Source organism: Mesorhizobium sp. B3-1-8 (assembly GCF_006439495.1).
GTDB lineage: Bacteria > Pseudomonadota > Alphaproteobacteria > Rhizobiales > Rhizobiaceae > Mesorhizobium.
The window spans coordinates 233,978-256,458 of sequence record NZ_VFTK01000001.1; the positions used below are offsets into that span (position 1 = coordinate 233,978).

The following is a 22,481-nucleotide window of genomic DNA, read 5'->3' on the forward strand; positions in this document are numbered from 1 at the left end:
CCCGCTCTAACGCCTTGTTTTTGGAGCATGATCTTGTCCGAAAAGTCTGCAACTTTTCGGGATCATTCTCCGGGCCACGGAGGATACATCGCCATGATCATCGACACGCATCTGCATCTCATCGACCAGAGCGCGCTCCGCTATCCGTGGCTGGCCGGCGCGCCGGCGCTCAGCCGCGATTTCTCCTATGAGGAATATGCCGCCGACGCGCGGCGCTCAGGCATCGAAGGCGTCCTGCATATGGAGGTCGATGTCGACCCCGCCGATATCGCCGCCGAGACGGCCTATGTGAAATCGGTCGCCAGCCGGGCCGGGAGCCTGCTTCGTGGAGCGATTGCCTCCTGCCGGCCCGAGGAGGCCGGTTTCGAGGCCTATCTGGAAGCGGTCAAGGCCGAGCCCTTCGTCAAGGGTTTCCGCCGCGTGCTGCACGTCGTGCCCGACGATCTCTCGGAAGGCGCGCTGTTTCGCCGGAACATCAAGCGGCTGGCCGGCACCGGCCTGACCTTCGATCTTGTGGTGCTGCCGCATCAGATCCCGAAGGCGATCGCGCTTGCCGACCTCGCGCCCGACGTCCAGTTCGTCCTCGACCATTGCGGCGTGCCTGACATCAAGGGCAATGCCGAGCATCCGTGGCGCGAGCATATGGAAGCGATCGCCAAGCGGCCGAATGTCACGGCCAAGATCTCCGGCGTCGTCGCCTATGCCGACCCGGCGACGTGGACGGTCGAGACGCTCCGGCCCTATGTCGAGCACACAATCCATTGCTTCGGCTGGGATCGGGTGATCTGGGGCAGCGACTGGCCGGTCTGCACGCTGGGCGGCGGGCTGACGACCTGGGTTGCCGCCACCCATGCACTGCTTGCCGGCACGAGTGAGGCGGAGCGAGCCCGCCTGCTTTCGGGCAATGCGCGCCAGTTGTGGCGGCTTGGATAGGCAAAAAAAGAGCTCGCCTGCAAACTAATCGCTGTCAGCGAGCATTTGCGCCGGCACACCGAGTTCTGGCCCGGCGTCGGCGAGCCGCTGATCAAGCGTATATATCGTGGCGCCATGCTCCGATGCGATGGCGAGATGCAGCGCGTCCCCTGCTCGAAGTCCAAGATCGTGCCGATCGGCAAACCTCGCTGCCGCTCGGAACTGCCCGCCCGTCACGCCCAGGACGGTAAAGCTCTCCGCGACAAGCCTATTAAACACGGCAAGCGCGGCGGCGCGCTGTTCCAGGCTGATTTGTCCTGTGCGTAGCTTGATCGCCATGGCGGACGACATCTCGGTGACGGTCCAGTCGCTAATGAGAAGCTGCGCCGGCTCCTGTTCCGTCAGCCAAGCCTGCACACGCGGCGTCATCGTTTCGTTCGAGAGAGCCGCCACGATCAGCGACGTGTCGAGATAGAGCATCAGTAGCGATCGCCATCCCGCATCGACCGGACGAGATCGGCGGCGCCCTGGGACTGGGCCGACATCGCTGCCGTCAGCGAGCGAAGCAGCGCGATATCGATCGGTTTGCGCGGCCCGACTACGGCAGTGAGTCGTGCGACCGGCTTGCCGCGGCGAGTGATGTCGATCGAATCGCCCGCCTCGACCCGGTCGACCAGTTCGCTGAGGTGGGCCTTGGCATCGGCGAGATTGATCGCATTCATGTCACACTCCTGACCATGTAGATAGTCATATAGCGCATCGGGCTGGACAATTCCAGAACGATACTTCTCTGCGATCAACTGACGGCTGGACCAGCCTCTGTAACCCCAAGGTGTCGTACGCTAAGTCGCCCAAGTGCGACATTTTACGAGGGCGACCAGGAATCAAACAGCTTGCCGCTCGATCTAAACCGTCGTGCGAACGTGGCGCTCGCGGCCGTAGAGCGAGACCAGAAGCAGGATGACCAGGCCGAGCGCGGCCTGCACCGTCGACGGCCGGAAGCCGAGACCGATCAGCAGCGTGTTGATTTCGGTCAGCACCAGGACGCCGGCGATGGTGCCGAGATAGCTGCCGCGGCCGCCGACAAGCGCCGCGCCGCCGACCACGACGGCGGCGATCGTTTGGAAGAGATAGGGCTGGCCGACATCGCCATAGGCCGAGCCGGTGAAGCCGAGCAGCAACACGCCGGCGACAGCCGCGAAGAAGGCGCTGGCCGCATAGGTGACGACCCACATGCGCAACGGATCGATCAGCGCCAGGGGCGCTGCCTCCGGGTTGCTGCCGACCGCGTAGAGCCGGCGGCCATAGGGCGTGCGGGCAAGCACCAGCACGATCAGCGCCGTCAGTACCACGAGGCAGGGCACCAGCAAGGGCACGGGCAAGGGACCGACCGAGCCGCCGATCGAGACGAAGCTGGACACGGCCTGCGGCGCCGAGCCGGATGGAAAACCGCCGGTCCACAACAGTACGGCGCCCTGGACGATCATGCCGATGCCGAGCGTGACGATCAGCGGATGGATGTTGAGCCCGCGCGAGATCAGCCCGTTCAGCGCGCCGATGGCGACGGCAAGGACACCGACGACAACGCAGACCAGGGCGAAGTTCCAGCCCTGGCCGTAAAGCTGGGCCGCCACGACATTGGCGAAGCCGATGACGAAGGGGATGGACAGGTCGATGCCGCCGAGGATGACGACCAGCGTCTGGCCGATCGAAGCCACCGCCAGCAGCGAGGCGATGACCAGCAGCGCGCGGATGGCGAAGGGCGCCGAATAGCCGGGGATGAGCAGCGTGCCGACGATCTGCAGCAGCAGCGCCATCAGGAAGGCACCGGCGATGCGGGCATTGGTGGACTGGAACCAGTTGCTTATCATCCCGGTCAGCCTTTCCGCCTCGACAGCCGTTCCTGCACCGCCGTCAGCACCACGGCGATAACGAGGATCAGGCCATAGGCGATCTGCAGCACATAGGTTGAAACGTTGAAGGTTGTGAGCAGGCTCTGCAGCAGGAAGATGTCGATGGCGCCGATCGCGGCGCCGCCAAGCCCGCCGCGCCCGCCGGCGAGGCTGACGCCGCCGAGCGCCACGGCGGCAATCGCAATCAGCGTGTAGGTCGGGCCGATATTGGGGTCGGCCGAGCCGATCAGCGCGGTGAGCATCAGCCCAGCCGCGGCGGCGAAGATCCCGGTCAGGACATAGGCGATGAGCCGCACCTTGGTCACCTGCACTCCGGCGGTATAGGCGGCGCGGTCGTCGCTGCCAACGGCCATCAGCAGGTCGTAATAGGGCGTTCGGCGCACCAGGAGCCAGCACAGGCCGATCAGCGCCAGCGGTAGGATCGAGAGCGGCCCGGCCATCGCCTTCAGCCAGTCCGGCGCGGGGCCGATCGGCGCCGGCAGGATGGTGAGCGTGACGCCGGTCAGGATCAGATAGGTGCCGAGCGTCGCCACGATCGGTTGAATGCGCAGGATCGTGGCGAGCACACCGTTCGCGGCGCCGACCGCCGCGCCAACCAGCAGAGCCGCGGGAACAATGATCCACGGTGACGAGATGCCGAGGTTGAGGAACAGCACCTGGATGACCAAAGCATTGACGAAGCCCATGAGCGGACCGACGGAGATATCGATGCCGCCGCGTCCCGCCAGGATGACCGGGGCAGAGGCGACGGCCGCGCCGATCAGCGGTGCGGCCAGCCCCAGCAGCGTGCCCCAGGACGAAGGCTGAAAGCGCGCCGGGTTGAGCGTGACGTTGAGCACGAGCAGGACGACGAGCATCACCGCGGCAAATCCGACGCCACGGAGCTTGCGAAGGACCGGGCTCATGCGGCGCGCCCGAACATGGCGGCGATCACCGTGTCGGTGGTCATCTCCGCGCCCGCGAACTCGGCCGACACGCGCTGCTCGCGGAACACCAGCACACGGTGGCAGAGAAGCAATATCTCCTCAATCTCGCTGGACAGGATCACCAAGGCCATGCCCTCGGCGGCGAGGCCACGGAAGACGTCATAAAGCACATGACGGGTCGCCACGTCGACGCCGCGCGTCGGATCGTTGAGCAGAAGGAAGTTCGGCTCCAGGGCCAAGGCGCGGGCGAGCAGCACCTTCTGCTGGTTGCCGCCGGACAGCGTCGTTATGGCCGCATCCGGACGCGGCGCGACGATGCTGAGTTTTTGCCTGTAAGCCTCATAGCGACGACGGCGTGCCGCGAAGCTCAAGAAGCCGAAGCGGCGGTCGTTCGACACGGTGGAGATGGCGAAATTGTCGAGCACCGACTGCGTCGGGAAAATGCCGGTCGAGCGGCGGTCGCGCGGCAGATAGGCGATGCCGCCGGCGACGGCCTTGCGGAAGCTGGTGATCGACCCCGCCTTGCCGTCGACTGCGATCTCGCCGGCGACTGGCCGCTCGAGCCCGGCCAGCGCGCGCAGGAAGCGTTCCTGGCCATGGCCGTCGAGGCCGGCAAGACCGACAATCTCGCCCGCCGCGATCGTCAGACTGATCGGATCGACACCGGGAGCGATGACGAGCTCCCGCACACGGAGGGCCTTTGCATCAGCCATGCGCCAGCTCCGCGGCCGTCTGCGGCGCCATCGCCGCCAGAAGCTCGGCCGGCGTCGAAACACCGCGCTCCTCGGTCTTCACCACCCGGCCGGCGCGCAGGATGGATATCCGGTCGGACAAAGCCGTTACCTCGTCCATGCGGTGCGTGATGAACAGGATCAGCGTGCCCGCCCCGGCCATCGCGCGCATAAGCGCGAAGACCGACTCGCGGTCGGCGAAGTCGAGCGCCGCCGTCACCTCGTCGAGGATCAGGACACGCGGGTTGCGGATGACGGCGCGGGCAAGCACGACAAGCTGTCGCGCGGCAAGCGGCAGCTCGCCGCATGGCCGGTCGAGATCGATCGGCGTCACCGCGAAGCGGCCGAGCGCGGCTTGCGCCCGGGCGCGGCGGTCGCCACGCGGCACGCCTCGTCGCCAAAGGCCGTCAAGGCCAAGCAGGATGTTGTCGGTCACCGAACGATCGGGCGCGACCAGCACCTCCTGGAAGACGGTAGCAAAGCCGGCGGCCTGGAAGGCGGCGGGCTGCGTGCCGGAAAACGCTTTGCCGCCCAGCAGGATCGCACCCCTATCCGGCTGCACGATGCCGGACAACAGTTTCACGAGCGTGCTCTTGCCCGAGCCATTCTCACCGAGGATCGTATGGATCGTGCCTGGACGGAAGGCGATCGACGCCTCGGCCAGCGCGACGGTTTCGCCATAGCGCTTGGAAACGCCTTGGACTTCGAGCATGTCTCTTTCCAAAAACAGAGAAGCCGGCCCTTAGAGCGTTTCACCGTTTCACGGAAACGGCAAACCGCTCTATCTTTTCGTTTTGACGCAATTTCGGACGGAAAACCGTTTCACACTTTTCCTGGAATTGCTTTAGCGAGAGCCGGCTTCGCAAAACATCACTTGGCGCAGGCGTCCGGCACCTTGGAATAATCCCAGCCCTTGGTCGGCGCGGGATTGGTGAAATAGGCGTCGAGCACGTCCTCGGGCATCGGGTCGGTCGGCGGCACCGGGAAGACCGAAACGGCATCCGGCGTCATGCAGTCCTTGTACCATTTGTCGAGCTCGGCGGCATGCACCGGCGGGATCGGGATCAGCAGCGTGTTGAGCTTCGGCTTCTGCCCGTCGAGCATGCGCTCTCCGACGCGAAACAGCGTCTGCGCGGTCCAGCCCGGCAGCACGGCATGGCCCTCGAAGCGGTATTTGTCGGGATTGGCCTTCCAGTAGCCGAGCGCGTCGCCGGTGATCGAGCCGGTGATCAGCGGCGCCGGCCGACCGGCTTCGGCGAAGGCTTCGGCCACGACGCGGCTTTCGGAGCCGGTCGTCCACACCGCGTCGATCGGCGCGGGATTGGTGGCGATGGCCTGCAGCACCACGGTCTTGGTGACGTTGGCCGTCCAGTTGCCGTTGACGGTGCGCGCGACCTTGAGGCCCTTGTTCTCGCCAAGCGCCTTGTCGGCGCCCTGCTTTTCCTGGACCACGATCGGATGGCCGGCGATGCCTTCCACCACCAGCACGCTGGCGTCGGGCTTTGCCTTGCCGATCGCCGTCATCATGTCATAGCCCCAGCGGGCATAGTTGGAATCGACATTGATGGCGTTGGGGCTGGTGATCGAGCCCGCGGCCGTAATGAAGGGGATGCCCGCCTTGGCAGCGGCATCCACGGCATCGTCGAGCGCCGTCGCCGAGCCCGGGATCGAGGTGATGATCGAACATTTCTTGTCGATGAAGGCGCGGATCTGGTTGATCTGCTGGCTCGGGTCGTTGTTCGAATCCGACACTTCGAAGCTCGATACCGTGCCGTCGGCGATCAGGCCCTCGACCAGCCGCTTCAGCTCCTTGGTGACCGATACGCGCCACGGATTGCCCTGGTAGCTTTCCGAGTGGCACCATTTCCACGGCTTGGCCGGCGGCGTGAAATTATCCCAGGCCGAGGGCAGCACTTTCTGCGGCGCGCCGTCATACTGCGCCTTGAGATCGGCAGGCAGGCCGTCGATCACCGACTTCACGTCGGCGGCATGGGCGGCGAACGGGATCGAGACTATGGCGGTTGCAGCGAGCAGGCCGCGTATCAGGCTGGTCATTTTTTCCTCCCTTGGTGCACCAGAAACTAGCCGGCGGCGGCCGGCGCGAAACTTTCCCTGAACAGGCGATTGATGTCGGCGACGACTTGGCCGGCGTCCTGCCTGCCGGCAAGGCCTTCATTGATGCGGTCCGAAGCCTGCTGTTGGAACGCCATGTAGCCGTCGTGGCGCGGGCGGACCCAGGCGCCTTCGAGCGTCGCACGCGTGTCGCGGTAGAAGTCGCCGGTCGCGGCGTTGACGGCATCGTCCTCCCAGGCCGCGGCATGGCCAGGCTGGCCGCCGGCGGCTGCGTAAGGCCCGCGCTGCACGTCGCCGCTGGCGATCCAGTAGGCGAAGTCGATCGCCGCCTCGCGCGCGGCGGAAAAGGCCGAGACGGCAATACCGGTTCCGCCAAGCGCCGAGCCGATCGGGCCGTTGCCGCCGGCGACCGGCATGTCGGCGAAGGCAAGACTGTGCGGTCGGAAACCCGCCACTGCATAGGGAACATAACCGTAGATCAGTGGCGCGCAGGCGATGCGGGAATTGGCTTCCGCCATCCTTTCAAACACCGCGATCGGGTCCATGGTCAGGCATGCGGGATCGACGAGCGCCGCGATCTCGCGCAGCATCTCGAAGGCGGTTTCGCCGGTCTCGCCATCGATAAGGTCGACCGAACCGTCGACGATGCACGGCCGGCCAAGATCGGCGGCCAATGTGTAGAAGCACATCAGCGAATGCGGCGGCCGGAGCGGCAAGAGAACGCGGCCCTGCTCGGCAAGCGCCAGCACTTCGGTCCAGATCGCCGGCGCGGCTTCGATCAGATCCGGCCGCCAGGCCTGAACCTGGGTCGCGGCATCGATCGGAAACGCCCATTGCCGACCCTGCCAGATGTAACTCGGGTAGGATTGGCCGACACTTCCGGCGGCGAGTGCCTTGCGTTCCGCCTCGCGTCCCGGCACATCGAGCGGCGCCAGACACTTTTCGGCGGTGATCTGGCCGACATGCGGATGGTCGATGACGATCAGATCATAGGCGCGAGCGAGTTCTTCCACCGGGAAGGATTCGAAATCCTGCAGCGTGCGCTTTTCCCATTCGATCGAAACGCTGGTCTTTTCCTTCCACAGCGCCGAGCACGCCACCATCGGATCGTAACCGCGCGGATGGCTCCAGGTCATGCCTTTCAGCCGGATCACAGGCCGAACTCCGCGCGAATCCTGTCGCTGTGCTCGCCGATGCGTGGGGCGGCGCGATCCACCTTGGCGCGCGCCCCATCGACGCGCAGCGGCGTGCGGGTGGTTAGGATCGAGACGTTGTCCTCGCGCGTCACGGTCTGCAGCATGTCGAGCGTCTTGAAGCCGTCGCTTTCCATCAGTTCCGGCCAGGTTAGCACCTTGGCGCACCAGACATCGGCGGGCTCCAGCACGGCCAGCCATTCGTCGATGGTTTTTTCCGCGATGCGCCTAGCGATGATCGCCTTGATCTCGTCGCGGGCGGTGAACCAGGTCGCAGGTTTGTCGCGGAACGGGTCGAGCTCGGGCAGTTCGAGCAGGTCGGCAATCTTCGGGATCGGCGTCATGGCAATCGCCAGATGGCCGTCCTTGGCCGGATAGACGCCGTAGGGCGCCGACAGATAGGCGTGGGCGCTGCGGAAGGACGAGCGCTTCGGCAGACGGCGGCCGTCGTTGAGATGCGTGGTCAGCACCTCGAACTGGAAATCGATCAGCGCCTCGAGGAGGCTGGTCTCGACATGGCCGCCCACACCGGTGATGCCGCGCCGCACCAGCTTGGCGAGGATGCCTTGCGCGCAGGCAGCGCCCGCCAGCATGTCGGCGATCGCCAGGCCGAACGGCACGGGCCCCTGCTCCTCGTCGCCGTTCAGCCACATCACGCCGGAACGGGCCTGGGCGAGCAGATCCTGCCCTGGGCGCTTGACCCAGGGACCGTCCTCGCCATAGCCGCTGATCGAGGCGTAGACGAGCCGGGGGTTGATCGTTCTCACATGCTCATAGTCGAGGCCGAGCCGCTCGATGACACCCGGCCGGAAATTCTGGATGAGCACGTCGGCCCTGGCGATCAGCGCGCGCAACATCGCAAGATCGGCCTCGTTCTTGAGGTCGACGGCCAGGCTCTCCTTGCCGCGGTTGATGGCGTGGAAAATGGTGGAATCGCCACCGATCTCGGTGTCGCTGAGATAGAGCCGGCGCGACAGGTCGCCGCCATCCGGCCGCTCGATCTTGATGACGCGCGCGCCGAGGTCGAGCAGGCGCAGCGAGCAATAGGGTCCCGACAGGAACTGGCTCATGTCGACGACGACGAGGCCGGTCAGCGGAAGTTCGTTTTCAGCGGCCACGGTTCACTTCTCTGTCTTGCCGACGAAATCGGCCGGGTTCTTGTATTTCACCGTCTGCAGATGCTCGCAGTAGAGCACCAGCTCTCCTTCACCCTTGAAGACTTCATAGCTGGCGCGGATCAGGCCCATGTCCTGGTAGCGCGGCTTTTTGTCGAGGTTGGTTCGGATCGAATAGATGGTGTCGCCGATGAAGACCGGCTTGATGAATCTGAGCTTGTCATAGCCATAGGAAAAGGCGTTGATGCAATTGGTGGCGACCAGGCCGAGCCCGGCCGAAAAGACGAAGGCGCCCGCCACCAGCCGCCGGCCGAAAATGCCTTCCTTCTCGGCGAACATCTGGTCCTGCACGTAAGGATGGATGTCCAACACCAGCGCATTGAACATATGGCTTTCGCCCTCGGCGAGGGTGCGGCGGAGCGAGCGGATTTTGTGGCCGACCTGCCAGTCCTCGTAGAACCAGTTTTCCGAATTCCAGACGGGGATTTCGGCATGCGCCTCAGGCATGTCGGCAGGATGCGTCGAGGCGACGCCGATGGTCGGCGCGAACGCGCTCATGATCCTCTCCGGAAGCTTCCGGCGCGGTCTGCAAGGCGGTTCCGGGCACGAAGCCGGATTGCGAGACGCATGTCGCTTTTCCTCCCGTCAATTTTCTTTTGTGAATAATATTTTCACATATGGGATTGCCTTGCAAGCGACGATCGGCGAAATTTTTGGAAAGCCGGCACGAGCGCAGCAGCGTCGGCGATGGGAGGAAGATCGATGCAAAGCGCGTGTCTTGTCTTTGTCGGCAGCCTCAACCGCGAGGCTCCCTATTTCCAGGGGGCGCGCGGCGTCGGCCTCGGTGTCTACGCCTTCGACGAGGCGACGCTTGCCGTGCAAAAGCTTGCCGAGACCGACGAGGTCGACAACCCGACCTTCCTGTCGGTGACGCCGGACGGGGCGCGCATCTATGCCAATTCGGAAGTCTTCGCCTGGCGCGAGGGAACGGTCACGGCCTATCGCTTCGAGCGCGCGACCAATTCACTCGCCTATATCAACAAGCAGCCGTCGCTTGGCAGCATCACCGCGCACAACACGATCACCCGCGACGGCGGCAAGCTGCTGGTCGCGAATTACGGCATGGGAAGCGGCGGCCCCGACAAGGCGGTCGCTGTGTTCGGCTTCGCGGCCGACGGCGGCCTGACCGCGCCGCTGGCGAGCGTGGCGCATTCCGGCACCGGCCCCAATGCCGACCGGCAGGAGCAATCGCACGCCCACAGCGTCACCGAAACCGTTGAGGGCGGCGTTGCCATCGTCGCCGATCTCGGCATCGACCAGCTGGTCTCCTACCGGATAGAGCCCGACGGCACGCTGATGAAGCTCGCTTCCTCGGCGCTGGCGCCCGGCGCCGGGCCGCGTCACGTCGCGCTGCATCCGAACGGCCGCTTCGTCTTCGTCATGAACGAGCTGGACTCGACGGTGGTGTCGCTGGCGCTTGAGCCGTCTTCAGGCAGGCTTGAACTCATCGATACCAAGCCGGCGGTTCCCGGAGAGGCGCGCGCGCATAATCACTGCGCCGATATCCAGCTCTCGCCCGACGGCCGCTTTCTCTACGGCTCCAACAGAGGCCATGACAGCGTCGCCATCTTCGCCGTCGACCAGCTGTCTGGGAAATTGGAGCTGGTCGACTTCGCGCCTTGCGGCGGCGCGACACCGCGCAACCTCGCGCTGACGCCATCGGGCAGGCATCTGTTTTCGGCCAACCAGAACGCCGACCGCATCTCGATCTTCGCCCGCGACGAGACGAGCGGCCGGCTGACTGACACCGGCCACGCCATCGAAATCGGAACGCCGATGTGCGTGCGGATCACGCGGGACCCGCTTTGATCCTAATGCATGTCGCCCAGAAGTGCGCAGCGGTTCTGGGACAACGACATGCATCAAAACAAAGACCTAAAAGCGCGTCGTCTAAATCCATTTCAGCGCGACGCGCTTTAGCGGCTGACTTTGCTCACTGGCCGACCCGGGCGAACGAGCCGGTATAGGTCTGGCCGGCAAGCGCGTAGGTAACGTTGAGTGTTCCTGGCGACGGCAACGTGGCCGTGATGTCGGCGCCGTTCGGCAGCCGCCTGAACTTCAGCGTGTTGCCGGAAATCCTGCCGGAGCCGTCGGCGACGCCCGGCTTGTTGTCGGCCAAGTCGCCCCATGCGTAGCTGGCCGTCACCTGTCCGCCCGGGGACACCGTCAGCACCGCGAGCTTGCCATCATACATGCCGTTGAGCTGCCCCGCCCAGATGCCGGAGAAGGCGGCGTATCTCGCCGGAACGCCCTTGCCGGGCGGAACGACCGCGACTGTCTGATCCAGCACGGCCGAATTCAGCGAGGCCGGAGCGGGAACAGCGGCCGGGGCGGGTTGCGGGTCGGCAACAGGCTGTGTGTCTGGAGTCGATTGGCAAGCAGCAAGCGCGAATAGCGCGACGCCAAGCGTGAGCAACAGACTGTTTGGTGGAGCCAATCGGAATCGAACCGACGACCTCTTGAATGCCATTCAAGCGCTCTCCCAACTGAGCTATGGCCCCACTCCCGGCAGTCGGCCGGCGCCGTTTCCGGCGAAGAGATCCGGCGCGGTTGGGAACCGCGCCGTCGTTTAGTGCTGGCGGCTTCTAGCGCCGCCTTCGGTCAAGATCAAGCCTTGAAAAGCCGCTTTTTCGTCACAGGCCAAAATGGCCGGCAAACGAAATCAGACTTCGTCATCGTCGTCGCCGACGCCGATCATATCGGCGACGTCATCGTCCTCTTCCTCTTCGTCGGCAAGGAAGGTGTCGTCCTCATCGTCGCCGAGATCGACATCTTCTTCATCATCGCCAAGATCGGGAAGATCGTCGCCGCCGCCCTTGGCCTCGTCATCGGCCTCCTCGAGCGAGACGACTTCGGCGCCTTCCTCTTCGTCGGCGTCCACTTCCTTCTCGGCGACTTCCTCATCTTCCTCGACAGCGGAAATCTTGCCTTCGTCGAAATAGGAGCGTGGATAGCTCTTGCCGGTATAGGGCGAGACGATCGGATCCTTGTTGAGATCGTAGAATTTCCGACCCGTTTCGGGGTCGACACGCTTGGTGCCAAGTTCAGCTTTTGCCACAGTAGGCCTCGTCAATAAAAGAGTGGACCCCATAACCGCAGTTTTGAGCGCTGTCAAAGCCAAAAGCCGGCATTGTAAAATGCTCGTATTCGAAGGCCTCGCGCAAGGGGATGACCATTGCGACGCACCGTGATACGAGACCGCCGCAGCATGACGAACCGAGCCGGCCAGCCGGCATTTCATTTGGAAGACAAGGATGTCTCATTCCGCCGCCGCTAAGCCAGCCACGGCCCGCAAATCCCCTGCCCTTGCCGGCACCGCGCGCGTGCCGGGCGACAAATCGATCTCGCATCGCTCCTTCATGTTCGGCGGCCTCGCCTCCGGCGAGACCCGCATCACCGGCCTGCTCGAAGGCGAGGACGTGATGCGCACGGGCGCCGCCATGAAGGCAATGGGCGCGCATGTCGAAAAGAAGGGCGCCGAATGGGTGATCCGCGGTACCGGCAACGGCGCGCTGCTGCAGCCGGAAGGCCCGCTCGATTTCGGCAATGCCGGCACCGGCTCGCGCCTCACCATGGGGCTGGTCGGCACCTATGACATGGAGACCACCTTCATCGGCGACGCCTCGCTTTCCGGCCGGCCGATGGGCCGCGTGCTCGACCCGCTGCGCCAGATGGGCGTGCAGGTGCTGAAGGCAGCGCCCGGCGACCGCATGCCGATCACGCTGCGCGGCCCGAAACACGCCGCGCCCATCACCTATCGCGTGCCGATGGCGTCCGCGCAGGTGAAGTCGGCGGTGCTGCTTGCCGGCTTGAACACGCCCGGCATCACCACGGTGATCGAACCGGTGATGACGCGCGACCACACCGAAAAGATGCTCAAAGGCTTCGGCGCCAATCTGAGCGTCGAGACCGACGAGCGCGGCGTGCGCCATATCTTCATCGAAGGCCAGGGCAAGCTCACCGGGCAGACCATCGCGGTGCCGGGCGACCCGTCCTCGGCCGGCTTCCCGCTGGTCGCGGCACTCATCGTGCCGGACTCCGACATCACGATCGAGAACGTGCTGATGAACCCGACCCGCACCGGGCTTTTGCTGACGCTGCAGGAGATGGGCGGCCGGATCGACATTCTCAACCCGCGCAATGCCGGCGGCGAGGACGTGGCGGACCTGCGCGTGCGCTATTCCGAACTGAAAGGCGTCACCGTGCCGCCGGAGCGGGCGCCGTCGATGATCGACGAATATCCGGTGCTGGCGGTTGCCGCGAGCTTCGCCGAGGGCGAGACGCTGATGCGGGGGCTGGAGGAATTGCGCGTCAAGGAATCCGACCGGCTGTCGGCGGTCGCCAACGGGCTGAAGCTCAACGGCGTCGACTGCACGGAAGGCGAAGCTTCGCTTGCCGTGCGCGGCAGGCCAGGCGGCAAGGGCCTGGGCGGCCATCCGAATGGCCAGGACACGACCGTGCAGACGCATCTCGACCACCGCATCGCCATGAGCTTTCTCGTCATGGGGCTGGCGACCGAGAAGCCGGTGACGATCGACGACCAGGCGATGATCGCGACGAGTTTTCCGGAGTTCATGGGACTGATGAAGGGGCTGGGCGCGGAGATTGTATGAAATACGTCTACGTTCACTGGAAGCATGAGATCGCGGAAGAGCCATCTCACCTCTGGTATGAAATCGCAGACGACAATTTCCAAAACCGGACAATAGAGTTCTATGCTGATGGGTCGGTTGGCTTCGCCATTCGCGGTGATGCCCCGGACGGATCAGACGACCTTGAAATCGGAGGGACACGAAATTCCACCGAAGGCTTTCCCGATATCGAAGAGATCAACTCGGGTCCTGATTTCGAGGCCTTGCCGGTCACAGCGGCCGAATTCGACCGCCAGTGGCGCAAGGCGCTTGCGTCAAGGCATCGAATGACCTCGACCTTCACCATCGCCATCGACGGTCCCGCCGGGGCCGGCAAGGGCACGCTGGCCCGGCGGCTGGCCGACCACTACCGGCTGAACCTGCTCGACACCGGGCTGACCTATCGCGCAGTCGCCCATGCGCTGCTGCAGGTCGGGCTGCCGCTCGACAATGTCTCGGCGGCGGAAACCGCGGCGCGCCAGGTCGACCTGACGCGGCTCGACCGTTCGGTGCTGTCGGCGCATGCGGTGGGCGAAGCCGCCTCGAAAGTGGCCGTCATCCCGTCGGTCCGGCGCATCCTGGTCGAAAAGCAGCGCGACTTCGCAAAGATGCCGCCGGGCGCGGTGCTCGACGGCCGCGACATCGGCACCGTCGTCTGCCCCGACGCCGAGATAAAACTCTATGTGACCGCCAGCGCCGAGGTGCGGGCGCGACGCCGGCTGAACGAAATCGAGAGCATGGGCGGCACGGCCGATTTCGGCGAAATCCTCGCCGATATCCAGCGCCGCGACGAGCGCGACATGGGCCGCGCCGACTCGCCGCTCAAGCCGGCTGCCGACGCGCACTTGCTTGATACCAGCGAAATGGCTATAGAAGCCGCGTTTCTGGCGGCGATGGCGATCGTTGACGACGTCCTTGCCAAGAGAAACAAGGCCTGATCAGGTTTTTCGATTGCCGTTGGCGGCGAAAATACCCATATCGGGCACGAACCAGCCTGCCAGCATTCTTCATGCGCCGGACTTGCCGCCTGAACAGCGGCCAAGGGCTCTTCAGCCCGGAACGCCGGCAGGCTCACGCAACGCTAACCCACGGCGCCCGCTCCGCGACAGAAGCGGAGCATTCCAGGAGAAACAATGTCAGCTGCTAATCCGTCTCGCGACGATTTCGCGAGCATGCTCGAAGAATCATTCACCGCCGGCCATTCCGGCGAGGGTCAGGTTGTCCGGGGCACGATCACCGCGATCGAAAAGGACATGGCCATCATCGATGTCGGCCTCAAGGTCGAAGGCCGCGTGCCGCTGAAGGAATTCGGCGCCAAGGGCAAGGAATCCTCCCTCAAGGTCGGCGACACCGTCGAAGTCTATGTCGAGCGCATCGAGAACGCGCTTGGCGAGGCCATGCTGTCGCGCGAGAAGGCTCGCCGCGAGGAGAGCTGGGTGCGTCTCGAAGAGAAGTTCACCAAGGGTGAGCGCGTCGAAGGCGTCATCTTCAACCAGGTCAAGGGCGGCTTCACCGTCGACCTCGACGGCGCCGTGGCGTTCCTGCCGCGCAGCCAGGTCGATATCCGCCCGATCCGCGACGTCACCCCGCTGATGCACAACCCGCAGCCCTTCGAGATCCTCAAGATGGATCGCCGCCGCGGCAACATCGTGGTGTCGCGCCGCACCGTGCTCGAGGAGAGCCGCGCCGAACAGCGTTCGGAAATCGTGCAGAACCTCGAGGAAGGCCAGGTGGTCGAAGGCGTGGTCAAGAACATCACCGACTACGGTGCATTCGTCGACCTCGGCGGCATCGACGGCCTGCTGCATGTCACCGACATGGCATGGCGCCGCGTCAACCATCCGACCGAGATCCTCAACATCGGCCAGACGGTCAAGGTGCAGATCATCCGCATCAACCAGGAAACCCACCGCATCTCGCTCGGCATGAAGCAGCTCGAGTCGGATCCGTGGTCGGATATCGGCACCAAGTTCCCGATCGGCAAGAAGATCAAGGGCACCGTCACCAACATCACCGACTACGGCGCGTTCGTCGAGCTGGAGCCGGGCATCGAGGGCCTCATCCACGTTTCGGAAATGTCGTGGACGAAAAAGAACGTGCACCCCGGCAAGATTCTGTCGACGACGCAGGAAGTCGACGTGGTGGTGCTCGAGGTCGATCCGGCCAAGCGCCGCATCTCGCTCGGCCTCAAGCAGACGCTGGAAAATCCGTGGCAGGCTTTCGCCTCGAGCCATCCGGTCGGCAGCCAGGTCGAGGGCGAGGTCAAGAACAAGACCGAGTTCGGCCTGTTCATCGGCCTGGAAGGCGACGTGGACGGCATGGTGCACCTTTCCGACCTCGACTGGACCCGTCCGGGCGAGCAGGTCATCGAAGAGTACAATCGCGGCGACGTGGTCAAGGCGCAGGTGCTCGACGTCGACATCGAGAAGGAGCGCATCTCGCTCGGCATCAAGCAGCTGGCCCGTGACACTGTCGGCGAAGCGGCCAACAGCGGCGAGCTGCGCAAGAACGCCGTCGTCACCTGCGAGGTCATCGGCGTGAAGGATGGCGGTCTGGACGTGCGGCTGGTCGACAGCGGCATCGAGACCTTCATCAAGCGTTCGGACCTTTCGCGCGACCGCGACGAGCAGCGCCCCGAGCGCTTCACCGTCGGCCAGAAGGTCGACGCCCGCGTCATCGCCTTCGACAAGAAGACCCGCAAGCTGCAGGTCTCGATCAAGGCGCTGGAAATCGCCGAGGAAAAGGAAGCGGTCGCCCAGTACGGCTCGACCGACTCCGGCGCCTCGCTGGGCGATATCCTGGGCGCGGCGCTGAAGAAGCAGGGCAACTAAGCCAGGCCTCTTCAACTGACGAACTGCAAAAACCCGCCGGAGCGATCCGGCGGGTTTTTCTTTTGTCGGGATATCGAGTTCAGGCGCGGCCGTACAACGGAACCAGTGTGCCGCTCATGGCCTGGTTGGCGGGCGAGGCGAGATAGGCGATCGCTTCCGCGGCGGCTTCGAGACTGACCCATTTGGCGAAATCGGCGTCGGGCATGTCGGCGCGATTGGCGGGCGTGTCGAGCGTCGAGGGCGCCACGGCGTTGACCAGGATGCTCTTGTGTTTCAGCTCTTCGGCCATGGCCACCGTCATCGCCGCGACCGCCGCCTTGCTCGCGGCATAGGCGACCATGCCGGAGCCGCGCCTCGGCTCGAGGCCGGCGCGCGCGGTGACATTGACGATGCGGCCGGCCGTATTGGACGCCAGCATCGAGCGCACAGCGGCGCGGCTGCACAGGAAGGCCGTGCGGGCGTTGGTCTCCATCATCTCGGCGAAAGAGGCCGACTCGATCTTTTCCACCGGCGCCATGGTGAAGCCGCCTGCAAGGTGGATCGAAGCCCAGAGCGCGGGCACCTGATGGTAGAAGGCCTCGACCTTGGCCGAATCCGACAGGTCGACATTATGCGCCAGATGCACGCTGGCATGGGCTGCGTAAGGAAAATGCGGCGGGGCTGCCGCGTGGGCATTGGGCACGTGGCAGATCGCGCCTTGCTCCAGCAATCTGCCGACAACCGCGCCGCCGAGCGCCCCAGTACCGCCCGTCACCACGACATGCCTGCCATTAAGCGTTTCCGTCATCCTTCGACCGCTCCTGTCATTTTTTTGATTATATCTTGGGTTATGCCGCCCCAGGCTCGAACGTCGCGCCTTTCGCGTCGTCACTCAATTGAAATATCGACATGGCAGGCGCAGCGTCTTTGCATGCGTCGGAACTTGGCAGGCGACATCAATCTGCCGGCGCCGGAATGGGCCTACTGGCAGACGCGCCAGTCTTCAGTCGACGGTGATTTCGATGACGCGCGGCTCGCCTGCCGCCCGGGCGCGCCTCAGCGCCTCGGCAAGACCACCGGTCCCGGCCAGCCGCTCGGCCTCGATGCCATAGGCCTCGGCGAGCTTGCAGAAATCCGGCGGCGCCGGCGACACGCCGACCGGCTCCACGCCGACATCGAGCATCGAGGTCTCGATCTCGCGATAGCCGCGGTTGTTCCATACGACGAAGATCACGGGCGCTTCGGCGTCGAGCGCGGCGCCGATCTCCGGTAAGGTGAACTGGAAGCCGCCGTCGCCGGTGAGGCACACCACCGGCGCCTCGGGCACCGCAAGTGCCGCACCGATCGCCGCCGGCGGACCGTAGCCCAGCGCGCCGAAGCCCGTCGCTGCGTTGAACCAGCCGCCCGGACGGTCGTGGTCGTAATAGAGGTTTGCGGCATAGATCGGCTGGGTCGAATCGCCGACGATGATGGCGCCCGGCAGCGCGTCGCGGATCGTTTCCACGGCATGAACTTGCGCCAGATAGTCGGGCTTCAATTCGGCTAGCGCTGCCTTCCGCGCGGCAGCCGAACGAGCCTCGCCATCGCTTGCCGCAGCATGGCCGAGCCCGATCGCCGCAAGCAGAGCCTCGATCCCTTCGGCGCAATCCGCCTGGATGCCGACCGTCACCGGCCGGCGCGCGATTTGGTCGGCGCCGATATCGATACGGATCAGGTTCTTCGGCAGCACGAAGCCGCCGTCGCCATAGCCGTCATAGTCGGTCGGTCCGAACTCCGTGCCGGCGGCAATCACCAGGTCAGCGTCCGCCATCAACGCGCGCACTGCCTTCAGACTTGGGCTGGCCGGCACGCAGAGCGGATGGCCATGCAGCAGGCCACGCGCATTGGCGGTCTCGACGACCGGCGCGCCAAGCGTCTCGGCCAGGCGCCGCAGCCCAGCGTCGGCCTTCCTTGCCCCGCCACCGGCGAGGATCAGCGGCCGGCGCGCCGCCTTGATGAGCTTTGCCGCTTCGGCAGTCGCCGCAGGGGCCGGGGCGGGCGGCGCGGCGTTGCTCAGCGCTGCCGCGATATCGTCGGCGGGCTTCACCATGACGTCGGTGGGGATCTCGATATGGACCGGACCCGGACGTGAGGAGGAGAAAACGGCGAAGGCGCGGGCGAGAGCGCCCGGCAGTTGCCCGGCCTCGATGACACGCTCGGAAAACAGCGCGACCTTTTCCATCATGCCGCGCTGATCCGGCAGCTCATGCAGGAAGCCCAACCCCTTGCCCAGCGTATCGGTTGCGTTGACGCCGGAGATCACCAGCATCGGCACCGAATCGGCGCGCGCCTGGCCCATGGCGGTGATGGTGTTGGTCAGCCCCGGTCCGGTGATGACGAAGGCGACGCCCGGCCGGCCGCCGGCGCGCGCATAACCATCGGCCATGAAGCCTGCCCCCTGCTCGTGGCGCGGCGTGACGTGGCGGATCCTCGAGCGCGCCAGGCCGCGATAGAGCTCGACCGTATGCACGCCTGGAATGCCGAAGACGGTGTCGACGCCATGCGCTTCGAGCAGGGTGATGAGCGCTTCGCCGATGGTAGTCATCGCATTTCCTTCCTTTTGTTTCTTACGCAATTGCGGACGGAAAGTTACGGCGAAGTGCCGAACCCAACCGCTTCTCATTTTTCCTGGAATTGCTCCAGCGCCGCGAGGCCGAGTTCGGCCTCGACGGCCTTGATGCCGATCGCCGCCAGCTCGCCGGGCGAGAACATCTCGCCGGCCAGGCAGCCTTCGATCCAGAGCCCGTCGATGATCGCGTTGATCGCGATGGCATGGTGGCGCAGCTTGCCTGCATCCGGCTTGCGCCGGTCGGCGGCGAGCACTTCGGCCACGACCGCTTCCACCTCGTTGCGAAAGCCAAGGTAGCCTTCGCGGTGGGCACGGGCGAGCGTCGGATCCGCATTGGCGCGGCCTAGGAAGGTTGCCCAGAGCGAAAACACCCGCTGGTCGATGATCGGCGCATTGAGGTTGGCGGTGACGAAAGCCGCGAGGCGTTGGCGCGGCGAGGCGTCTTCCATGACCAATGCCGCTTTCGCCTGTTCGGTCATGCGGCCGACCAGCGCCGTATAGGCTTCCTGCAGCAATTCTTCCTTGCCGGGGAAATAGTGCCGGATCAGCCCGGCGGTGACGCCGGCGCGTAAGGCGATGGTACGCAAGGTGGCGCCCTGAAGGCCATGTTCCGCCACGCTGTCGAGCGTCGCATCGATCAGATCCTGCCGCCGCCGCTCCTCGCCCTCGCGGCGGAACTTGCGGCGCGCATTCATTGGCGCAGGATCGGCCGCGTCAAGCATGTCGGCCCGCCTTCGCAGGCGATGCAGAGCGCGTCCGCCTCGAATATCTCAACCGTGCAGCCGGCGGCTTCCATCGCGGCCTTGGTCTTGGGAAAACCTGCAACGGCGATGACCTTGTGCGGGCTGGTCGGCAGCACGTTCAGGCTGAGGCCGTTGGAAGCGGCGAACTCTTCGGCGTCGCCTTCGACCAGCCGGATGCCGCGCGCCTTCAGCATCTGATAGAACGGGGCCGGCAGAAGCGGCGAATAGACCAGGGCAAGGTCGTCGGCCAGCGGGCTGATCACCGACATCAGATGCAGGCACGCCTCTTCGCCCTGCCACAGCGGCAGATCGAAGCCGTAGACGGAAACGCCCAGCGGCGTCAGCAGGTTGGAAACCTGCTGGATGCCTTCCTGGTTGGAGCGCACACCGCGCCCGATCGCCAGCGTGCGGGCATCCACCCATACGCAGTCACCGCCTTCGACCTGACCAGGCGCCTCGACCCGGCCGAGGACCGGAATGCCCAGTCGCTTGTAGGTTTCCTCATGCAGCGAGGGCTCCCGGGCGCGCAGTGGCTTGCCCATGGACAGGATCAGCGCGCCGCGGTCGGTCATCAGCGACGGGTCATGCGTGAACACCGAATCCGAAAGGCCGTCGGCCGTGTCCTCGATCCATTCGATTTCGGCGCCGGAAGCCGCCACCAGCTCGGCAAGGAGCGCATGCTGCGAAGCGGCCTTCGCCGGGTTGAATCCCGGGCCATAGTGCCAGGCAGCCCTGTCGGCGTCGCGCATGGCGTTGGCCGCCGACCGCATCAGCACGCGCCGCAGCGGCGCTGCCATGGACTGTGATCCGAAAGCGCTCATCGATGTCCTTTTAAGATGAAAAAAATCGTGAAAATTTCATGAAAGGCTATTTATACACTTGCGCAACAAGGCCGCAAGTGCCGTAATGAGCGGGATTGACGGGCTCGCGCTGTCGGGTCCATGCTGAAGTCTGGAGCGGGCAGGACAGCGTATGTTGATTAGCCGGATGGACGTTCGACGACCTGCCTTCGACCGTAGAAAGGTCGCCCGGTGAGCGTGGCGGACGCTGCCGCAGTCCAGTCCGGCAAGGCGCAGAACAGCGCCGCCGAAGCCATCCATGTCGAAAACCTGCATAAGAAATTCGGCCAGCTGCACGTGCTGAAGGGCGTTTCGCTGTCGGCGCGCGACGGCGAGGTGGTCGCCATCATCGGCGGCTCCGGCTCCGGCAAGTCGACGCTGTTGCGCTGCATCAACTGTTTGGAGAACCCGACCAGCGGCATCATCCGGGTCAATGGCGAGGAGATCAGGCTCAAGGCCGACAGCCACGGCCATACCGTTCCGGCCGACCGCAGGCAGATCGAGCGTATCCGCTCGAGGCTCGGCATGGTCTTCCAGAATTTCAACCTGTGGAGCCACATGACGCTGATCGAGAACGTCATCGAGGTTCCGGTGCATGTGCTCGGCGTCAAGCGCGACGAAGCGATCGCCCAGGCCGAGAAGCTGCTCGCCCGCGTCGGGCTGGCGGAGAAGCGCGACGTCTATCCGGCCTTCCTGTCCGGCGGCCAGCAGCAGCGGGCCGCGATCGCCCGCGCGCTGGCGATCAATCCGCGCGTCATGCTGTTCGACGAACCGACGTCCGCGCTCGATCCCGAACTGGTCGGCGAGGTGCTGAAAGTCATCGGCGACCTGGCGCGCGAGGGGCGCACCATGGTGCTGGTGACACATGAAATGAAGTTCGCCCGCGAGGTCGCGACGCATGTCGTCTATCTCTACAACGGGCTGGTCGAGGAAGAAGGTCCGCCGGAACAGCTGTTCGGCGCGCCAAAATCCGAAAGGCTCAAGCAATTCCTCCGCAATGTCGGCTAGGTGCCGGCATCAAGCGGAGCGAAAAACCGGGAACAACAACAAACTGGGAGTCCTGAAATGAAGACTGTTGTCAAGACATTCGCCGCCGCACTGCTTCTCGGCGTCGCGGCGATGGGTGGCGTGGCCAAGGCCGAGCAGGTCAAGATCGGCGTCGCCGCCGAACCCTATCCGCCCTTCACCTCGCCCGACGCCTCGGGCAAATGGGTGGGCTGGGAGATCGACTTCGTCGACGCCGTCTGCGCCGAAGAGAAACTCGACTGCGTCATCACGCCGGTTGCCTGGGATGGCATCATCCCGGCGCTGACCACCAAGAAGATCGACGCCATCGTCTCTTCCATGTCGATCACCGACGAGCGCAAGAAGACGATCGACTTCTCGGACAAGTATTACAACACCCCGACCGCGATCATCGGACCGAAGGACCAGAAGTTCGGCTCCACGCCGGACGATCTCAAGGGCAAGGTGATCGGCGTCCAGGTCTCGACCGTGCATGCCGTGTACGCCAAGAAGCATTTCACCGGCGCACAGGAGATCAAGGAATACCAGACCCAGGACGAAGCCAACCAGGATCTGGCCGCCGGCCGTATCGACGCGGTGCAGGCCGACTCGATCGCGCTCGGCGAGTTCCTGAAGTCGGACCAGGGCAAGGCCTGCTGCGACCTGAAGGGCATGGTGGCCCCGGACGATGAGGTGCTTGGACCGGGCGTCGGTGCCGGTATCCGCAAGGAAGACACCGCGCTCAAGGAAAAATTCAACGCCGGCATCAAGGCGATCCGCGCCAACGGCAAATATGACGAGATCTCGAAGAAGTATTTCGACTTCGACATCTATGGCGGCGCCACGCAGTCGAACTGAGTCCTCTTGCAATGAGTGAGGGCATGGCGTCCGCGCCATGCCCGACCTTGCCACGCATGCGCGC

23 protein-coding genes, 1 tRNA gene and 1 pseudogene are annotated in these 22,481 nt (G+C 64.8%); 8 read left to right on the forward strand and 17 right to left on the reverse strand.

The window, feature by feature from the left end:
* Positions 1–93 precede the first annotated feature (93 nt).
* Positions 94–933, forward strand: a complete 840-nt coding sequence (locus FJ424_RS01115) for an amidohydrolase (protein WP_140650561.1) — start codon at positions 94–96, stop codon at positions 931–933.
* A 24-nt stretch (positions 934–957) separates the two neighbouring features.
* Here the strand turns inward: FJ424_RS01115 and FJ424_RS01120 are convergent, their stop codons facing one another.
* From FJ424_RS01120 to FJ424_RS01165, 10 genes are all read right to left on the reverse strand, one after another.
* Complete coding sequence (locus FJ424_RS01120) at positions 958–1,392, reverse strand: type II toxin-antitoxin system VapC family toxin (RefSeq protein WP_140650564.1); 435 nt, start codon at positions 1,390–1,392, stop codon at positions 958–960.
* Positions 1,392–1,634, reverse strand: coding sequence for a type II toxin-antitoxin system Phd/YefM family antitoxin (locus FJ424_RS01125; protein WP_140650566.1), 243 nt, complete (start codon positions 1,632–1,634; stop codon positions 1,392–1,394). Before FJ424_RS01125 ends, FJ424_RS01120 begins: the two co-directional genes overlap by 1 nt.
* 183 nt (positions 1,635–1,817) lie before the next feature.
* Positions 1,818–2,783 carry an ABC transporter permease gene (locus tag FJ424_RS01130; protein WP_140644760.1) on the reverse strand — a complete coding sequence of 322 codons (966 nt, stop codon included), beginning with the start codon at positions 2,781–2,783 and terminating at the stop codon, positions 1,818–1,820.
* Positions 2,784–2,788: 5 nt separating this feature from the next.
* On the reverse strand, positions 2,789–3,730 hold the full coding sequence (locus FJ424_RS01135; protein ID WP_140650569.1) for an ABC transporter permease: 942 nt from the start codon (positions 3,728–3,730) through the stop codon (positions 2,789–2,791).
* Positions 3,727–4,464: an ATP-binding cassette domain-containing protein gene (locus FJ424_RS01140; protein WP_140650571.1), complete on the reverse strand. Its 738-nt coding sequence runs from the start codon at positions 4,462–4,464 to the stop codon at positions 3,727–3,729. The genes FJ424_RS01135 and FJ424_RS01140 overlap by 4 nt, the downstream gene beginning before the upstream one ends.
* Positions 4,457–5,194 carry an ATP-binding cassette domain-containing protein gene (locus FJ424_RS01145; protein ID WP_140650574.1) on the reverse strand — a complete coding sequence of 246 codons (738 nt, stop codon included), beginning with the start codon at positions 5,192–5,194 and terminating at the stop codon, positions 4,457–4,459. Before FJ424_RS01145 ends, FJ424_RS01140 begins: the two co-directional genes overlap by 8 nt.
* Before the next feature lie 158 nt (positions 5,195–5,352).
* The gene (locus tag FJ424_RS01150; RefSeq protein WP_140650577.1) at positions 5,353–6,537 is read right to left on the reverse strand and encodes a substrate-binding domain-containing protein; all 1,185 of its coding nucleotides are present in this window, start codon (positions 6,535–6,537) and stop codon (positions 5,353–5,355) included.
* A 26-nt stretch (positions 6,538–6,563) separates the two neighbouring features.
* Positions 6,564–7,691 (reverse strand): extracellular solute-binding protein, encoded by a 1,128-nt coding sequence (locus tag FJ424_RS01155; RefSeq protein ID WP_140650793.1) that lies wholly within the window; start codon positions 7,689–7,691, stop codon positions 6,564–6,566.
* A gap of 14 nt (positions 7,692–7,705) precedes the next feature.
* Entirely contained in the window at positions 7,706–8,866 is a 1,161-nt protein-coding gene (locus FJ424_RS01160; protein ID WP_140650580.1) for a CaiB/BaiF CoA-transferase family protein, read from the reverse strand.
* Between the two features lie 3 nt (positions 8,867–8,869).
* Positions 8,870–9,421: a MaoC family dehydratase gene (locus FJ424_RS01165; protein ID WP_140650583.1), complete on the reverse strand. Its 552-nt coding sequence runs from the start codon at positions 9,419–9,421 to the stop codon at positions 8,870–8,872.
* A gap of 204 nt (positions 9,422–9,625) precedes the next feature.
* Here FJ424_RS01165 and FJ424_RS01170 point away from each other — a divergent pair, with 204 nt between their 5' ends.
* Positions 9,626–10,732, forward strand: a complete 1,107-nt coding sequence (locus FJ424_RS01170) for a lactonase family protein (RefSeq protein ID WP_140650586.1) — start codon at positions 9,626–9,628, stop codon at positions 10,730–10,732.
* Between the two features lie 124 nt (positions 10,733–10,856).
* Here the strand turns inward: FJ424_RS01170 and FJ424_RS01175 are convergent, their stop codons facing one another.
* The 3 genes from FJ424_RS01175 to FJ424_RS01185 all read right to left on the reverse strand — a co-directional run bounded on the left by FJ424_RS01175 (position 10,857) and on the right by FJ424_RS01185 (position 11,981).
* Entirely contained in the window at positions 10,857–11,213 is a 357-nt protein-coding gene (locus FJ424_RS01175; RefSeq protein ID WP_246677107.1) for a hypothetical protein, read from the reverse strand.
* Between the two features lie 135 nt (positions 11,214–11,348).
* A tRNA-Ala gene (locus FJ424_RS01180) sits at positions 11,349–11,424 on the reverse strand.
* Between the two features lie 161 nt (positions 11,425–11,585).
* A complete protein-coding gene (locus tag FJ424_RS01185; RefSeq protein WP_140650589.1) occupies positions 11,586–11,981 on the reverse strand; it encodes a TIGR02300 family protein in 396 nt (131 codons plus the stop codon).
* Between the two features lie 196 nt (positions 11,982–12,177).
* Here FJ424_RS01185 and aroA point away from each other — a divergent pair, with 196 nt between their 5' ends.
* The 4 genes and pseudogenes from aroA (at position 12,178) to rpsA (ending at position 16,385) form a co-directional block, all read left to right on the forward strand.
* On the forward strand, positions 12,178–13,536 hold the full coding sequence (gene aroA, locus FJ424_RS01190; RefSeq protein WP_140650592.1) for a 3-phosphoshikimate 1-carboxyvinyltransferase: 1,359 nt from the start codon (positions 12,178–12,180) through the stop codon (positions 13,534–13,536).
* Positions 13,533–13,814: pseudogene (locus FJ424_RS34425) on the forward strand (hypothetical protein); the annotation flags it as partial. The gene aroA and the pseudogene FJ424_RS34425, both read left to right, overlap by 4 nt.
* A 27-nt stretch (positions 13,815–13,841) precedes the next feature.
* Positions 13,842–14,492: a (d)CMP kinase gene (gene cmk / locus FJ424_RS01195; RefSeq protein ID WP_140644841.1), complete on the forward strand. Its 651-nt coding sequence runs from the start codon at positions 13,842–13,844 to the stop codon at positions 14,490–14,492.
* 195 nt (positions 14,493–14,687) lie between these two features.
* A complete protein-coding gene (rpsA, locus tag FJ424_RS01200; RefSeq protein ID WP_140644738.1) occupies positions 14,688–16,385 on the forward strand; it encodes a 30S ribosomal protein S1 in 1,698 nt (565 codons plus the stop codon).
* Between the two features lie 79 nt (positions 16,386–16,464).
* Here the strand turns inward: rpsA and FJ424_RS01205 are convergent, their stop codons facing one another.
* The 4 genes from FJ424_RS01205 to FJ424_RS01220 all read right to left on the reverse strand — a co-directional run bounded on the left by FJ424_RS01205 (position 16,465) and on the right by FJ424_RS01220 (position 20,536).
* A complete protein-coding gene (locus FJ424_RS01205; protein ID WP_140650594.1) occupies positions 16,465–17,172 on the reverse strand; it encodes an SDR family NAD(P)-dependent oxidoreductase in 708 nt (235 codons plus the stop codon).
* 195 nt (positions 17,173–17,367) lie between these two features.
* Positions 17,368–18,948 (reverse strand): 5-guanidino-2-oxopentanoate decarboxylase, encoded by a 1,581-nt coding sequence (locus FJ424_RS01210; protein ID WP_140650597.1) that lies wholly within the window; start codon positions 18,946–18,948, stop codon positions 17,368–17,370.
* A gap of 74 nt (positions 18,949–19,022) precedes the next feature.
* Positions 19,023–19,694, reverse strand: a complete 672-nt coding sequence (locus FJ424_RS01215; protein WP_140650600.1) for a TetR family transcriptional regulator C-terminal domain-containing protein — start codon at positions 19,692–19,694, stop codon at positions 19,023–19,025.
* Positions 19,664–20,536, reverse strand: a complete 873-nt coding sequence (locus FJ424_RS01220; protein WP_140644734.1) for a dimethylarginine dimethylaminohydrolase family protein — start codon at positions 20,534–20,536, stop codon at positions 19,664–19,666. Before FJ424_RS01220 ends, FJ424_RS01215 begins: the two co-directional genes overlap by 31 nt.
* A 210-nt stretch (positions 20,537–20,746) precedes the next feature.
* Here FJ424_RS01220 and FJ424_RS01225 point away from each other — a divergent pair, with 210 nt between their 5' ends.
* On the forward strand, positions 20,747–21,562 hold the full coding sequence (locus FJ424_RS01225) for an ABC transporter ATP-binding protein (protein ID WP_140650603.1): 816 nt from the start codon (positions 20,747–20,749) through the stop codon (positions 21,560–21,562).
* A gap of 57 nt (positions 21,563–21,619) precedes the next feature.
* Positions 21,620–22,417 (forward strand): transporter substrate-binding domain-containing protein, encoded by a 798-nt coding sequence (locus FJ424_RS01230; RefSeq protein WP_140650605.1) that lies wholly within the window; start codon positions 21,620–21,622, stop codon positions 22,415–22,417.
* The last annotated feature ends 64 nt before the right edge of the window (positions 22,418–22,481 follow it).